The following is a 15,918-nucleotide window of genomic DNA, read 5'->3' as shown; positions in this document are numbered from 1 at the left end:
TAAGACATTAAGGTATTAAACCTTTATGGGTTTCTAGTCATACCGCTAGGATACAAGTATTTCAAAGATTCAAACATCAATTAATCAAATTAAGGTATTAAACCTTTATATGTTTATGATATTATTTGTTTTAAGGTAAAGCCAGTCACTTTAACAAAGCCATGAAAGCCATCGGATACATCAGAGTCAGCACTGAAGAGCAAGCCACCCAAGGCGTAAGCCTAGATGCTCAGAAAGCAAAGTTAGAAGCCTATGCAGGTCTTTATGACATTGAGCTGGTAGACATCATTATCGATGCTGGACAGTCTGCGAAGAGTCTAGATCGTCCTGGTTTGCAGAAAGCATTAGGGATGCTCGACAGTGGAGAAGTCGAAGCCATGGTAATCGTTAAGCTCGACAGACTCACCCGTTCTGTTAAAGACCTTGACTGGCTTCTGGAAAACTATTTTGCTGATAAATTTTCCCTCATGTCTGTATCTGAGCAAGTCGATACCCGCACCGCATCGGGCCGCTTGGTTCTCAATGTTCTGATGAGTGTGGCCCAATGGGAACGGGAAACCATCGGAGAGCGTACCAGTGCAGCTCTACAACATAAGAAGTCCCAGGGAGAGCATATCGGGGGCGTAGGTTTTGGGTATGAGGTGACGGGCAAAAAGCTCGCCAAAACCAAGGAACATAAGACAGTTGAGGCAATACAGAAGCTACGCAATGAAGGCAAAACCCTACAGGCGATCGCCGATCATCTCAACTCTGAGGGTATTAAGACCCAACGGGGCGGGCGGTGGTATCCCACAACGGTAGCCAACATCATCAAAAGAGAAGAGCGATTACAGGATGCAGGATGAGTCGAGATAGAGCAGAGTTAAACAGTTTATTCGGACGGGATGCAGTCGAAGCGGCTCTATCCCGTCGTTTCCTTTTAAACCAATGGGAAAAGGCATCAGTGAGCAACCTCACCACAGTCATAAAAGTCATGCAGGATTTAGAGGAAATTATTGATGATGTCCCCAGGGCGATCGCCTACTGCCAGAAGTTGGATGATCGGGTTAGGGGGTGTGTCATTTTGGCTTTAAGTGAGTGATTTATAAAGAAGGGACGTTTCTTATAAATGCTTCCCTCACGCGCGCGCGATGTTGTCTGAAATGTCTCGATACAGTCTTTGGGCGATCGCCTGCCCAGTGAGTCTGTCCAGATATCAGCGGTACGGGCTATTTTAGAAATATCACCTCAAGTCCTTGGCTATGGAAATTACCTTAAAGCAGCTATCCCCTGATTTTCAGCGGCTTATTACTGAGATGGGACAAAGCAATGAGTCGATCATCATCACCGATGAGGGAACCCCACTCGCAATCCTTTCACCTACGCCACAGAAAAAACGGGCGGCTTTTGGCTGCATGAAAGAAACGATTCAAATTCTTGATGATATTGTTGCCCCGGCTGTCCCTGAGTCGGCTTGGGAAGTCTTGCAATGAGGCTATTGCTAGACACCCATATTTGGCTTTGGTATTTACAGGGAAGCGATCGCCTTTCTGTTGAGCTTCAAGGCAAGATTGAAGATCCAAGAGTTCAAATCTGGCTAAGTCCCATCAGTATATGGGAAACCCTAATGCTGGCTGAGAAAGGCAGAATCAATCTTGGTAAGCCGCCTCAACAGTGGATTAGCGATGCCCTCAAGGTTTTGGAGGTGAGGGAAGCTACCCTTAACAACGATATTGCAATCCTCAGTCGAGCAATCCAGTTACCCCATCAAGACCCGGCTGATCGCTTCATTGCCGCCACGGCCCTCTACTATGACTTGGTTTTAGCGACTGTGGACAGCAATCTAAGGGCATCAGAGCAGCTAATAACAATCAGCTAAGGGCGATCGCGATCCCCTCCGAAAACTCCGAATACTTATTTTTTCTTTCACGCGCCCGCAATGCTGTCAGACAAGTCAGGTTTAAACCACAATTTTAAAATGGACAATTCTTAAAAGCAGCTCTACTCATGGCTTCTAGGGCAGCATTCCGGGCCTGTTGGCGTGTGGCATATTCCTTTTTTTGATGCAATCCAGCGGCTCCCTTTTTTGGGCGGCTTAAGGCGATATCCGTACCTCATGGGCGATCGCCATGCCGGGGGATGCTCTGCCTCTTTTTGCCTCTTTTTGCTTCTTTGGGGGCGGCCCACTGTCCCTTTTTGTCCCTAGGCAGTGTGGCGATCGCCTGTCTTTTTTGGTCGTTTTTGGTAGTCTGTCACGGCTTTCCCTTCTCCCTTTTTGTACTTTTTTATCCCTAGAGCGATATGCCTTTGAACGTATTCTCTGCGTTCCAAAAGGGGCTGTATGTTTTCGGTATAGTAGGTGATCCGATAATCCAAGTCCCTTTCGCTTTGGGCCGCCTGCTTACAGAGCTTTCCGTGAACATCCATTAGGCGTTCTAATTGGGATTCGTCCGCCGCTGTCCATGTTGGGTGAGCGACTTTCCCCTGGTATTTTTCGGGGTTCCGGTTGTGCCGTTGCCGACATTTCCCAGAGCAGAATTTAGCCGTTTTCCTTTTGGCCTTGAATGCCGAATTACAGACAATGCAGTGGTAGTCGATGGGGGCCATCAACCGCTCTCTTTGCTTCCGATGGTATGCAGCCCTGTCGTATTTTTTGGAATATTGCGCTCTTCTTTCCCTGGCTTTTTGGGCTTGGCATTCGTCGCACCGGGTAATGATTCTCTGCCCCCTAAGCCACTCCCCACATTCATTGCAGGGGAAATAATAGAGCCGCTCGGAAAGTGAAAATACCCAAGGGCGATCGCCCGCTTTCCGATAATGCCTGTCTCCATATTCCCCGGTGTTTCCATGCTCGACATTCCCCTGGCTCAAAAGATATTGTGCCCGCTCAAAAAGGTGTGACATTAGATAACGTTTTGCAAAGTTAGCGTTACGGCTTCAGAATAGCATCCCCCTTGAGTAGGTTTGACAACATCAAAGCTTCTCACTTTTTCTCACTTTTTCTCCCTAAGCCGCTCTTGGATGTCAGCCTTAAACGGCTTTCCCATCTACTTTTTTCTACTTTTTTCTGCTTGTTTCCTCCCTAGGCCGCCCTAGACTCACGCCACTTGTACCATGCCCATCCTGGTTTGTATCCAAGCTCAGAAGCCGCCGCCCGCCACACTTCTAAGGGAGCATTAAGATCCTTGAGGCGGTAGCCCACCCATCCCTTCTGGTAGCCCATGGCCTCCCTTTCTTCGAGTAATTCATCAAGAGCCATTTTCCAGAAGCCATCAAGTTCAGGGGCGATCGCCATTGAGTCTGTTGTGATTTCCCTGGTAGTTACGTTTGTTTGGATGAGTTCTACTGGCTCCCATTCAATGATTTCGCCCTCAGCATTCTTGACCAATCGTTTCGCCCGCTTGGGCTTTTGGATGCCCTCAAGTGTCCAGGTGCGATCGCCACAGGGTAAGCCGTGCCGTTCCCAGTTGCCACCATGGTCAATAATCAAGGCTTCTGACTTCTCAGGGGCGGGCCTTAACACCCGTCCCACCATCTGAAGGAATAAGCCTAAAGACTTCGTAGGCCGTGCCATTTGTAGGGCTTCAATGGCGGGCAAATCCGTTCCTTCAGTGAATAGTCCGACATTGGAAACAACCTTAATTTCCCCGGCCTGGAACGCCTCTAGAGCAGCCTTTCTTACTTCCGAGGGTGTTTCCCCATCAAGGTGAATTGCGGCAATACCAGCGGCTTGGTACATGGCGGCGATCGCCTTTGAATAGTCCCTATCAATGGCAAAAATTAAGCACCGTAACCCGTCACAATGCTTACGGTAGCTAGAGACTAAATCAGCAGCCAGTTGGTCACGGGGATTGAGTCGGGCCAATGACTTCGATGTGTAATCGCCCCTGCTGACCGTCGCACCCTTCACCACCATTGAGTTTTCAGCGGCTAGATATTTGTACGGGGAAAGATGGCCCGCCTCGATAAGCTGCTTGATTGATGGGCCGGTGACCATGTGGGAAAACAAATCATCTAGGCCCGCCCCATCACCTCGACATGGGGTAGCGGTGAATCCCAGAACATAGGCAGTCGGAAAGTGATTAAGGGTTTTCCTGTAGGTGGTAGCAGCGGTGTGATGGGCCTCATCGATGATGATGACCCCGAACCTGTCAGGGGGATAAAGGTGAAGGCGTCTCACCAATGTTTGAACCGATGCACTTTGGATGAGGCGATCGCCATCGTCGGGGTAGCCACTTTTGATAATCCCCACCGGTTGCCCTGAGATGGCCTCAAGTTTTGCCGCCCCCTGGTTTACCAGTTCATCGCGGTGACTGAGCAGACAGACATTTTCACCCCGATTGATGAATTCATGGGCGATCGCCGAAAGGATGATTGTTTTGCCGCCGCCCGTTGGGAGTTGCCCGACTACAGAATCATGTTGGCTCAGGCTCCCTAGAATCTCGGAAACCATTGTTTCCTGGTAGGGGCGTAACTGGAATTTATTCATCGTTAAACCCCCCATCCCGGACGGAACCAAAGATTTAAAGCATTGGCCCATCCCGACCCGCCGTTATTGTCGAGCCATAGAGCCGCTTCTCTGATTTTTTTGAAGTCATGGGCATGAATTAAGGCTTGAATTGCGGCCCGTGACCCTTGGGTGAGGGAGGCGATCGCCCCTTGAACCTGCGTAATCAGCCCCGCTTCCATTGGCGGCGGTGATGGTGGTGGATCGGGTTCTGGCTCAATCTCCCCAATCTCAAGCTGGGTAATGTTTTCAGGGGTGATCCACACCCCTTCAATATTATTGGTTTCTAGGGGTGTGGATCGGCCATAAATCTCAGTCACCCATTGGCTTTCAGGATTTATGGATAGCTCCCCAAATTTCTCAATATTTAGGGGCAATCTAGCGGCTAAATCCGCCTTAGAAATATTCCAATCTTCAGCATCCAGACTGTAGAGCCTGACTAGGCGATCGCCGTCCCTTTTCCGCCGGGAAGCGCTCTTAAGACCAAAGAATCGGAGCAACGCCCCAACGATTGCCGCCGGGGTAGCATTTTTCCCACAAGATAAGCGCACCCCAAACTTAGCTAGCTCATCCCGAAAAACGTGCCAGCTTTCAGCGAGTGCCAGAACAATGGGGTGTTCATTGTGCCATTCCCGACCCGATAGGGCATGGTCTAAAAATTCACCGATACCCCAATCATCTAAGGCCCTCACCCGTAAATGATGGTGGGTAATGTCCTGCTGACAAACTGCCCCGTGTTTGGTCTGCTTTTCCAAGGAATATTTGTCGAGGGCGATCGCCAAATCGGGGATAGCCTGCATCTCTAATTTTTCTAAGGCCCGTCGCTTTTTCCCCTTACGATCACGGCGGATGTAGTCGAGGTCAAGCTCTTCAGGGGTTTTACCCGCCCAAGCGGCAATCTCATATTTCTCGATTGCCCACCGTTGGGCCTCCGTTAATTTGTCCTCGGACTCCTTAAGGGCTTTATATTCATCCTCCGTTAGGTTTTCGGCCCCGTGGCGGCGCTGATACCAGACATCGGCGTATTCTGCCCTGCGCTCCCTTACATCGGCTTCAATGGCCTCGATTGCATCTTCTGGGAGATAACACAACTCATAGGTGGCAGTCTCGATATCCCTTTCCAGACGTGCCAATAGATCCGCCCTGAGTTGCGACAATGACCAATTAACCGCCGCTTTGTAATGGAAGTAGGGGTCATCAACATCAAGGTAGCTCTGCTCATTGGCGATCACGTCGTTGCACTGGGCCTTCGTTAACCGCCGCTTGAATAGCTTCTTAGCTGTGATTTCGTCAAAGCGATGATTAGATTCCGCGCACCAGATAAAGCGGGGGACGTTGGGCCGATACCGGGCGAGAAACTGCATTAGACCTTTAGCCGGAATATTGTCGGCATGGGCCATGAGCATCACCGCATCAAAGTGATCGCCCTCGATGTTGAACCCGGTTCCCAAGATGGGAGTTACCGCTAAGATTTGCGGCTTATGTTGGCTTAACCAAGCATCGGGATTAGTGAGAAAACCTTCGTATTCCTTGGCATTATCAGCGGTGATGGCGATCGCCCCAAAGGAATGAGCCAAAAATTCCGCGTCACTTTTCCGAGTACAGAGAATGAGGATCCGTAGCCCCGCCGCCTTGAGCTCAAGAAATTTTGCCCACCATTGAGGCGTATCCTCGAAAACAATCGCTATCTGGGGTTTCTTCTCCGTGCCTACCTTCAGGACGAAAGGTTTACGGCCTGTGGTGCGGTGGTAGAGATTGACCTCATAGTCAGTGAGGTCAGCAGATACGCATAAAGCTTTCTGGGATTCCCGGAACACCTGCCAGAACATATCGGTATGTTTCCGCCGTTGCCCCGTTTTCCCATGGGTAGAACTGAGGGTGAGGTTTTCAATTTGCTGATCGAACTCATCCCCGAAAGCGAAAGCACCATTTTTGAGCAGATTTTTAAGGGGACGGATCAGCCCTAAAACGCCCTCATTGCAGTAGGCAATCCTGGAAACAACGTCATAGGAGTTGCTGTTAAATCGAACCAGTTCACCCCCAAGGCGATCGCAGACCGTGCGATATTCCAAGCCCATCCGAGTTGCTGCGTTTCGGGCTAGGGAGATTCTAGGGAAAGGAGCGATTACCCGTCGCCACAGTCGGGCCACCATTGCCGCTAACTTCGTTTTCCCGGCGGCGGTAGGGGCGGCAATAAAGACATCCTGTGCCCCATTGGTGAGACGTTCTAGCCCCTCAGCATCTAACGCCCTAAATTCAGCGAGGGTGATGGTTTTGTCTGGAGTGAGTTTGTCGGTTCTGGCTAATCTCCTTTTAACCTCGCGGCGGGTTTTCTCAAACGTGAAAGGCTTAAGCCAATCCCAAGGCGATCGCCGTCTGTACCGCCCAAAATAATTATCCCCATCACCCTTGGATTTATCGCGCCACTGACCCCAATCAGCAAACTTAATCGAGGGAATGGCCTTTGCTAATTTTCCGTAGCCAGCGCAAAGGTTCTGACTCGAAAGCTTCTGACTATTTTTGTCTGGGAAGTGAGTGAATTTTTCCGCCTCACCATAAACCCCTAAGAATCGCTTAAGAGACTCATCCCCAAAATTTCCACTAGGCGATCCAATGACAATGACTTGGGTATCCTTTCGCCATTCCATAAAGGCACGGATCAGCGGCTTTAAGAAGCCCTCGAATGTCAGTACCCGGTAGGGCTTGGATTTATCGAGGCCGGGATGTTTCCAGACCGCTATGGGATTTTCACCCGTTTCCTTGACCTTATTTCGCCCGGTGAAGATCCCCCAATCATATTTAGGTTTGCGGTCATCCTTAGCTCGCTGCGCCCCGCAAAACATCCCGGTAACTGGATCTATTGCTGAAATGCCATAGCCACCCTGACAGGCGAAAAGCCAGTGATTAGATAGCGCAAAATCAATTTCGTCCTGGGTTAGCCCCCGCCGCAATAAATCAGCGTTCTGTGACTCAGTGAGTTTTGCCTCTAAGCCTAAAATCTCTTGATGGCGATCGCTAATGGTGACATAGCCCGCCCGTTCCTTGGCTCTTTTCTTAGCCCGTGCCTCAGCCGTCAGCCGCTTAATTTCGGCCCGGTGATTCTCTGAGCGATCGCCCCGTTCTGGGAAGTATAGGCCCCACAACCCTTGGGATTTATCACGCCCGGAATAGTGCCACCCTGGGACGCCCCCATCGGGTAGCCTCATACAAAGAGCTAAATCGCCGTCAGTGGTTCTACACTTCCCTTTAACATCCCCACAGACCTGGCATGGGTTATTCCGTTTCGTTGGGTAGAATCTGCCAGTAGAATGAAAATGAGAACCGTCATCAAATCCTCTACTTCTGGTATGATTAGAGGGAGAATTTTTGTATTGATCGTCAAAATTCAGCTTAGGGTTTACCATAAAGCCAACCCCCGCTTACTAAGTTTTTGTAGCGGAAACCCCAGAGATGGGGGAATTGAATAAGCAAAGAAGCACGTCGTCCTGAGTTCCGCCCCGTCCAAAGTTTGGTTCTCTATATTGACCGTGCTTTTTTGCTGCCTAGGCAGCGTTGTTTCCATCTTGAAAATCCCCTAAAACTTTTCTTCTCAGATATTCAGACAAGCTTAAGCCAGACGCAATAGCGGCTTTACGGACATGATCCTTCTGCTGATCATTCAGCCAGAAAGGTACTGGGATATGAGTAGATTTTGGCATAGCGAAAACCATTTACTAAACCGATACTAAATCATAAATCCATAGGTAACAAATAATTTTTCTGAAAAGGTGAAAATTTTGCTTTATCCCATCCCTGAAAATCCCCATTAATAGACGCATATCTTGGGAAAGACAGCAACCGCAATAATCCAAAACCGTGATATATCACGCTTGTCAGCACCTCCCCCAGAACCTTTTCCTACCTATTGAATAGGTATTCAGAGCAGAAAAATAAACTCTGTCAATTCGTCCCTAGGGATGAGTCAACAGAGTTTATTTTTAGAAAGCAGAGATGGTTAGGGTGAAAAAGAAATGTAAAATCTTTACGCCTTTCTATCAATAGGAATTTCTAAAAATCAAGACTCCCAAGGGTTACAGGCGATCGCCACTTCTTAAATCAAAGTAGATCCAGTTGCCGTCAATTTTTTCAGCCACTAACCCGAACTCCCTGATCCACCGGATGAAATTTCCCTTAACGGCGATCGACTCTAGGGCTTGCTCTAATTTCCCTTGATAGCTCCGTGCTTTGGATATCTCGAACGCCTCACGCTTCCTTACTCCCCTGCAACCATGAGCATAGGCGATCGCCGCTGATATGGTGATTGACGACTGAAACCAGAACCGCTACGATCTGAATAACAAAACCCGCCAAGGCTAGTGCGTGAGCATCCTCAAATAGGCGGGTTACTCTTTTTTCTGGGTAAATGCCACGACCTTTCTCAAAACCCCCTAAAACTCTTGAGGATCAAGTCAGTTTACTAGAGTCGAGGGGAATGCTCATCAAAGATACTGAGCAAGCAAAATTCTACTTACAGCACCTTAATTACTACCGATTACGGGCTTATTGGCTGTTTTTCGAGAGAAATACTAGAACCCATCAGTTCCAGACAGGGACTCGATTTCAGGATGTTCTGGATTTATATATTTTCGATAGGGAACTACGTTTACTGATCCTTGATGCCATAGAACGGATCGAAGTATCAGTGCGTAGCCAGTGGGCATATTATTTAGCCCATCGTCATGGTTCTCATGCCCATCTTGATCAGAATTTATTTAATCGTCGTTTTTGGCAACGTAATCTGAATGATCTGACAAAAGAGGTAAATCGGTCTGAAGAAGATTTTGTGCAACATTTTCAGCAAACTTATTCTGAAGCACTCCCCCCGGTTTGGGTGGTCTGTGAGGTAATGTCTTTCGGCTTACTCTCTCGGTGGTTTAAAACGATTCGTTTTGCTAGCACGAAAGCGGCGATCGCCACAGCCTACAATGTCAGAGCAAATTTTCTGGAATCTTGGTTACACCACTTAGCGATGGTGCGGAATACTTGCGTCCATCATTCCCGTTTATGGAATCGTGAATTTACCGTTGTTCCAACCCTAATCACTAGCCCCAGGCAACCTTTAACCAATGACTTCGTTAGTAATTCTCGCAAAATCTATAACAGCTTAGTGATTCTGCTCTATCTCATGGATCAGATCGCACCAAATCACCAATGGGGGGAAGAGTTACTAAATCACATCAAAACTTGTCCCCAGTCCCTCTCGGCAATGGATTTTCCTAGTGATTGGGAGAGTCGCCAGATTTGGAAAAGATAATATATCTTGTCAAGTCGAAATATCAATACATAAGAGTGCGGAAATTACTACCTAAATAGAGCCATTTTCCGTGGACAAACTATTTGATTTTCTAGAAAAAGTACCTAGTGAATATATCAATGGAAATAATTTAAAGATAGTTTTACTTTTATTTTCAGCATTATTTTTACTTTCTTTGGGTAGTTTTATGTTTTCTGTATGTATAGGAAATGATACTCGCTTAAAATTTTTTGATTTCATAGAAATAGAAAGTACAAAATAGATATTAATTCCTTTCATTTAGGGTGGGTAAGGAGTTTACGATTTTTACCGTCTCCACACTCACCCGCACGATCCGCTTCACCAAATTGACAATATACCGGGGGTCTTCACTCCAATCATTTGGGTCATTCACGATGCCACTGGCTTTGTCTTTCTTGACTTGGTAGCGTTCGATAATCCATTCCAAGGCTGATTTACCATTCACGATGTAGTCATAGGCTTCTAGGGGAATTTCTGACAAGGTAATTTTGCTGTTATAGATAATCGTCGTTTTGTCTTTATTCCGTTTACCAAAGCGCATCTTTTCCACTCGGTAATCAGCATCGTCTAAGTACAACTCTGATTGATATTCTTTGAGGGGATAGGGTTCTATGGTTTCATAATTTAGATGCCAGTGGGCTAACTCCCGTCCTGCTTTACTGAATTCCCAAAAGTCCTTTGCATAGGGGATACGGGGTAACATTTTCTTGAGGTCGGCGGCAAAGCGTTCTTTGTATTCGGGACTGTGCAGGATGCCGTAAACGTAGTAAAAAATGTCTTCTTTGGTGATGGTCTGATCGCCGTATGTCTGCTGGAAATCGCCTAATATTATATCGGGAATGTTTTCTTTTTTGGTGTAGCTTTCATTTTTAGTAAACAGTGAAATCTGATCTGTTTTTTCTACTTTTTCATAGCTATAGAGAGGGAAACACTGACTCTTAGAAATCATCTCTAAATCAGGCAGTATATTAGAGATTAAAGCTGAAAAGTCTTTACTAGAACCACGCCCGGTTAAGCAAATAGTTAAATTCTCTTTATGTTTCCATGTGTACACATAAGGCATTTTATATACACAGTTATTAAATTGTCTGTTGAAGTAGAGAAATTCTTTGCAAAAAGGTCTGTAAATACTGGCAATAATATTATCAAACTCAAATTGAGCTTTTTTGTTTTTCTGTAAATCTTGCTTAAGTTCTCTAGTCCAACTAATCTTTTTGGAATCTGGGTCTATAAAATCCTCTAGTGATTTATTCTTGTGAGAAATGTTTAAGTATTTCTCTCTTTGTTCATTGCATCACGATTTGTTTTAACACCACTAGAATATAAGTCAAAAATTGTTTTACTTTCGTTTCCTTTTTTGTCGCCTACAGCAATGAAATTATCGAAAGCTGGATCGCGTTGATTAATCCAGTCATAGCTATCATTAGGCTTGATTATCTGCCACTTAATCCCCTGAATATCTTGGAATTTCTCGATGATGTCTAGCTTTTCCTCACGGCTTAAATAGTCACCAATGTCATGGTAGTAAAGCTCGCATTTGCCCGTCTTCTCAGGATTTTTGATTAACAACGTAATCGCGACAGGGGTTCTACTACCAGAGCCGAAAATCTTACCACCTTCCTGCCGTGATGTTTCGCCTGATGTTCTCTGATTACCCCGCAGATTAAAGCAATAGATACTGGAAAACTCATCGGTTAAACATTTTCTCAGTCCATCCATCGCGTTGTTATCAATGAATGAACCATTGGTGACATAGGCGACGATTCCCTTATCTTTTATCCGGTCACTAGCCCAGCGAATCGCTCGGATATAGGAATCATAAATACTTGTTTTATTGACAGCATTGGAAAATTCAGCATAGGTTTCCTTGATGCGCTGATCTAAATTGTCATACTTTAGATTTTTATTGCCATCATTCTCGCTAGTCTGACCCGCCGAATAGGGAGGATTCCCCACGATGACTCTAATATCATTTTGCTGCTGTCGTTTAGCCCGTTCGTGATTCTCTGGGAAGATTTTATCTAAGAGCGTTGTCTGCTTATTTTTCGGCTCAAATAACTGAAAAGTATCCGTTAAGATAATGCCATCAAAGGGAGAATATTCCGTTTTAGCGAGAAAATGATAAGCCGATTCGATATTGATCGCCGCAATATAATAAGCCAACAAAACAATCTCATTGGCGTGTAATTCCTGCTTAAACTTTCGCTCTAAGTCTTCGGGCTTGATTAAGCCATTCTGTAACAACCGCACGATAAAAGTCCCTGTACCTGTAAACGGATCAAGAATATGCACCCCCTCATCCGTTAACCCGACCCCAAATTCCTGCTTTAGAGCCACATCCGCACTGCGAATAATAAAATCCACCACTTCCACAGGCGTATAAACAATCCCTAACCGCTCTGCCATCTTGGGAAACGCATTACGGAAAAACTTGTCATAAAGCTCAATGATAATCCGCTGCTTACCCTGAGCATTATCAATACCCGCCGCCCGTTCCCTGACGCTCTCATAGAACTTTTCTAACTTTGCCGTTTCTTTGGCAATAGATTCCCCCTCCAGTAAATCCACCATGCCCTGCATCACCTGAGAGACCGGGTTTAACTGAGAGAACGGATAATCCTCAAAAAGCGCATCAAAAACAGGTTTTGTGATCAGATGCTGGGATAACATCTCAATCGCATCATCCTGAGAAATACTGGGGTTTAAATTTTCCTGTAATCCCCCTAAAAAATCATCAAAAGCCTTACGGTGCTTATCCTCTGGACTTTCCAGTAATGCCTTAATACGGGTGACGTGGTTTTCTGCGATGACTGCCACATCTTTCGCCCAATCTTCCCAGTAGCGACGGCTGCCACACTTGACCACGATTTTCGCGTAGATCGCTTCTCGCCATTCCTCTAGGTTTGGGAAATTAATCGCTATCTGACGATAAGCAGTCCCCGATTCTTTGGTTTTATTTGGATCAGTAGGATCAGGCTTGCCATTACTTCTATCTGCACCATCCCCTAGACCATCGTCACCACCAGTACCAGAAACGCCAATAATATTGATTTGCTGAGGTTTCGCCTTATTCAGTTCGATTTTGTTGACCGTCGCATTGAAGCGATCATCATGCGCCCGTAACGCCTGTAAAACACTCCAAACCACTTTATATTTTTTATTATTCCTTAGGGCTTCTTCGGGGGAGACATCCGCTGGAATCCCAATCGGCAAAATGATGTAACCGTACTTTTTCCCGTCAACTTTCCGCATTACCCGCCCGACCGACTGCACCACATCCACAATCGAATTACGGGGGTTTAAGAACATCACCGCATCGAGGGCAGGCACATCCACCCCTTCCGACAGACAACGGGCATTAGACAGAATGCGACAAACTTTTCCCTGATGATGAGTGTCTTCCTTTAGCCAGTCGAGTTTCTGGTTTCTCTGGAGAGAGTTCATCGAACCATCCACATGATCAAGCTCACAATCTAAAATTTCTTCATTCGGGTGTGATCGCCGATACTCATCGATAATTTCAGCGAATAGACTAACCACCCGCTTAGAATCTTTAATCGAACTGGAGAAAGCCACCGCCCGCCGCATTGGAGCAAGATCATCAATATGATTCCCACCGATGTCTTCTAACATCCGTTTCGATAATCCATTCCAGCAGCCCGTAATTCTGACTGCATCCTCTAGGTTTAGCTCATCATTGGCATCCGCTAATTGGTGCTGAAACGTTTTACTGACATACTTTTCATCCACTGCCAAAACCAAAACTTTGTAGTCAGTCAGTAGACCAGCTCCCACCGCCTCACCAAAGCCTAAGCGATGAAATTCCGGGCCATAGAGACTTTCATCATCCATCGAACAGATAACCGCATCCCCTTCCTTCGCCTGAGTTTTACTGACATCGTTGTAGATTTTCGGGGTAGCAGTCATATAGAGCCGCTTTTTCGCCTTCAGAAAATCTTGATTATGTACCTTCACAAAATAGGATTCATCGCTATCCGCTAACGTGACCCCGGTGGTACGGTGGGCTTCATCGCAGATGATCAGATCGAACTCAAGTAATCCTTTCTCCTGAGCATCTGCCACGGCCTGAATCGATTGGTATGTGGAGAAAATAACCGTTAAATCTTTCTTCCCCTGAAACGCCCGCACCTGATCGGCGATCGCCTGGGGGTCAGTAGTGGCAGGTAACGCCAAATCATAGGTATGGATATCTTCAGAATCAGTTTTTTGCTTACCGACTTTCTTATCCGAACAAACTGCGATGGCATTCAAACCGACCTCACATTCCGCTGACCATTCCCGAAGGGTTTGGGAGAGTAAAGAAATTGAGGGAACCAAAAACAAAACAAATCCCTGTCTCTGGACTGCAAAAGATTCTGCAATCTTGAGGGAGGTAAAAGTTTTACCCGTCCCACAAGCCATGATCAGCTTACCCCGATCCGCCGCCTGAAACCCCTCAGTAACCTTATCTAGAGCCGTTGCCTGATGGGATCTAAGATTTTTTTTCGGTCTTAGCTTTAGCTCTAAAATCCTTTGCTTCAGACTAAAGGAATCCCAATTAATCGGACTATCAGCTAAATCCTGCAATCGCAACCGACTACAGGGGATTTGCTGATTTTCCAGAGCTTTTTCAGCGTGCTTACTCCAGTCATCCGTAGTCGAAACAATAATTCGCTGGGTATAGAGCTTTTTACCCGATGCCGTAAAAAATGAATCAATATCTTCCTTAGACAGGTGGCCCGCATAAAATTTGCACTGAATCGCACAGTAGCCAAATCCATCGGCCCGTTCTGCCACCAAATCAATCCCTGTATCTGATTCACCACCCCGTTTCGGAAAATCATTCCACATCCACACTTCACTAAACTGGCTACGGTAGAGGGGATCGGTTTTCAAAATCTGTAAGACCATATGCTCAAAGCGATCGCCCAAATCACGCTTGGAAGTAGCGGCTTCCCTGAATTCTGCCAAGATGTCGTGAATGGTCGTCATGGTTCTGCTGTTGGTCTTGATTAGAGTTCATTGTTAGGCCAAAAGAGAACCCTCCAAAGCAGGTCACCTTGATCTTTTAATAAAAAGTTAAAGACTTTATAGGTCTAATTGTTTCTCTAAGTCTTGGATATTGCGAATAGTAGACCAATCGAGGTCTGTGTCCTGAAGTAAGGCGATCGCCACATTGATTAAGTGCTGAGGGTAAACCCGTTCTTTTGGTGGAACAGGATCGGCGTTGTTGTCCCTCACCTGTTGGGCTTTATCAGCGAGCCATTGCTTAGAGGCCCTAGGAATTTTGATATTGATCGGCACTGAAATTTCAGCTTCCTTACGTTTACTCGCTTTTTTGGGGGGTTGTTCCGGTGGGGTAACGTTGCCCTGGCTTAATCCAGACTTGTCCCCTAGGCTAGTTTGTTTGAGTCTACCCATTGAGAATCTCCTTTGCTAACTTCTTAAAGGCTTTAGCCCCGATGCTATTTTTCGCGTAATCCAGTACCGAGACTTGGGCGGAAACCGCTTCGGCGATCGCCACATTTTCGGGAATCGTCGTTTTAAGCAGATTGAACCCTAATTCCTGTGCCCCGTTTTCGAGCATCCCGTCATATTCCTTGGTGATTACTAACCGCGAACGGTAACGACTCCGAAGGACATCGATAGGTAAATTAGGATCTTCCTCCTTTACCAGTTCCACCGCTTCGGCTAATCCTTTGATCACCGCAGGCTCGGAAACAATAGGAATAATCAGGCGATCACAACTCAAAATCGCTTCCACTGAAATCGCGTTAATCGCAGGCGGGCAGTCTAATAGAATTACATCATAACCCATTAAACCTTTAAGAGATTTTGCCATTAAACCCTCAGTCATGGGGTAATTGAGGATTTCAAAATTTCCGGCGATCGCCCGAAGATTGTGGCGACTGGTTTCAATCGTTTGGTCAGATCCATCAAGCCAATCAATCACTGTGGGGTGTTTCCCCTCCGTTGCCAGGGAAAAACTCAATGTTCTTTGGGCATCGAGATCAATCACTAGAACTTTTCGTTTCTGGGTTGCCAAGGCCGCCCCTAGATTGGCGACGGTTGTAGATTTCCCTACGCCGCCTTTGAAATTAAACACAGAAATAATCAT

12 protein-coding genes and 1 pseudogene are annotated in these 15,918 nt (G+C 46.5%); 5 read left to right on the top strand and 8 right to left on the bottom strand.

The window, feature by feature from the left end:
- Window positions 1-161 precede the first annotated feature (161 nt).
- The 4 genes from AWQ23_RS14470 (at window position 162) to AWQ23_RS14455 (ending at window position 1,858) form a co-directional block, all read left to right on the top strand.
- Window positions 162-845: a recombinase family protein gene (locus AWQ23_RS14470; protein ID WP_062436756.1), complete on the top strand. Its 684-nt coding sequence runs from the start codon at window positions 162-164 to the stop codon at window positions 843-845.
- Complete coding sequence (locus tag AWQ23_RS14465) at window positions 842-1,081, top strand: hypothetical protein (RefSeq protein WP_062436759.1); 240 nt, start codon at window positions 842-844, stop codon at window positions 1,079-1,081. Before AWQ23_RS14470 ends, AWQ23_RS14465 begins: the two co-directional genes overlap by 4 nt.
- A 160-nt stretch (window positions 1,082-1,241) precedes the next feature.
- Complete coding sequence (locus tag AWQ23_RS14460) at window positions 1,242-1,472, top strand: type II toxin-antitoxin system Phd/YefM family antitoxin (RefSeq protein WP_041444062.1); 231 nt, start codon at window positions 1,242-1,244, stop codon at window positions 1,470-1,472.
- Entirely contained in the window at window positions 1,469-1,858 is a 390-nt protein-coding gene (locus AWQ23_RS14455) for a type II toxin-antitoxin system VapC family toxin (protein WP_062436780.1), read from the top strand. The genes AWQ23_RS14460 and AWQ23_RS14455 overlap by 4 nt, the downstream gene beginning before the upstream one ends.
- Before the next feature lie 323 nt (window positions 1,859-2,181).
- On the opposite strand, the gene AWQ23_RS14450 is transcribed toward AWQ23_RS14455, so the two are convergent.
- From AWQ23_RS14450 to AWQ23_RS16535, 5 genes are all read right to left on the bottom strand, one after another.
- Entirely contained in the window at window positions 2,182-2,586 is a 405-nt protein-coding gene (locus AWQ23_RS14450) for a hypothetical protein (protein WP_062436778.1), read from the bottom strand.
- Window positions 2,586-2,828 (bottom strand): hypothetical protein, encoded by a 243-nt coding sequence (locus tag AWQ23_RS14445; protein WP_062436775.1) that lies wholly within the window; start codon window positions 2,826-2,828, stop codon window positions 2,586-2,588. The genes AWQ23_RS14450 and AWQ23_RS14445 overlap by 1 nt, the downstream gene beginning before the upstream one ends.
- Before the next feature lie 233 nt (window positions 2,829-3,061).
- Window positions 3,062-4,468, bottom strand: a complete 1,407-nt coding sequence (locus tag AWQ23_RS14440; RefSeq protein WP_083500754.1) for a DEAD/DEAH box helicase — start codon at window positions 4,466-4,468, stop codon at window positions 3,062-3,064.
- A 2-nt stretch (window positions 4,469-4,470) separates the two neighbouring features.
- Complete coding sequence (locus AWQ23_RS14435; protein ID WP_062436771.1) at window positions 4,471-7,692, bottom strand: DEAD/DEAH box helicase family protein; 3,222 nt, start codon at window positions 7,690-7,692, stop codon at window positions 4,471-4,473.
- 336 nt (window positions 7,693-8,028) lie between these two features.
- Window positions 8,029-8,184, bottom strand: a complete 156-nt coding sequence (locus AWQ23_RS16535; protein ID WP_198158734.1) for a plasmid mobilization protein — start codon at window positions 8,182-8,184, stop codon at window positions 8,029-8,031.
- Between the two features lie 773 nt (window positions 8,185-8,957).
- Between AWQ23_RS16535 and AWQ23_RS14430 the strand changes: the two genes are divergently transcribed.
- Window positions 8,958-9,779 (top strand): Abi family protein, encoded by an 822-nt coding sequence (locus AWQ23_RS14430; protein WP_232309010.1) that lies wholly within the window; start codon window positions 8,958-8,960, stop codon window positions 9,777-9,779.
- Window positions 9,780-10,044: 265 nt separating this feature from the next.
- On the opposite strand, the pseudogene AWQ23_RS14425 reads toward AWQ23_RS14430, so the two are convergent.
- The 3 genes and pseudogenes from AWQ23_RS14425 to AWQ23_RS14415 all read right to left on the bottom strand — a co-directional run bounded on the left by AWQ23_RS14425 (window position 10,045) and on the right by AWQ23_RS14415 (window position 15,918).
- Window positions 10,045-14,792: pseudogene (locus tag AWQ23_RS14425) on the bottom strand (DEAD/DEAH box helicase).
- A 96-nt stretch (window positions 14,793-14,888) separates the two neighbouring features.
- Entirely contained in the window at window positions 14,889-15,221 is a 333-nt protein-coding gene (locus AWQ23_RS14420) for a hypothetical protein (RefSeq protein ID WP_062436765.1), read from the bottom strand.
- Window positions 15,214-15,918: a ParA family protein gene (locus AWQ23_RS14415; RefSeq protein ID WP_062436763.1), complete on the bottom strand. Its 705-nt coding sequence runs from the start codon at window positions 15,916-15,918 to the stop codon at window positions 15,214-15,216. The genes AWQ23_RS14420 and AWQ23_RS14415 overlap by 8 nt, the downstream gene beginning before the upstream one ends.

Origin of the sequence: Picosynechococcus sp. PCC 73109 (assembly GCF_001521855.1) — a bacterium.
GTDB lineage: Bacteria > Cyanobacteriota > Cyanobacteriia > Cyanobacteriales > MRBY01 > MRBY01.
The sequence above is the reverse complement of the archived record's forward strand: the minus strand, read 5'-3'. Positions and strand labels throughout refer to the sequence as shown.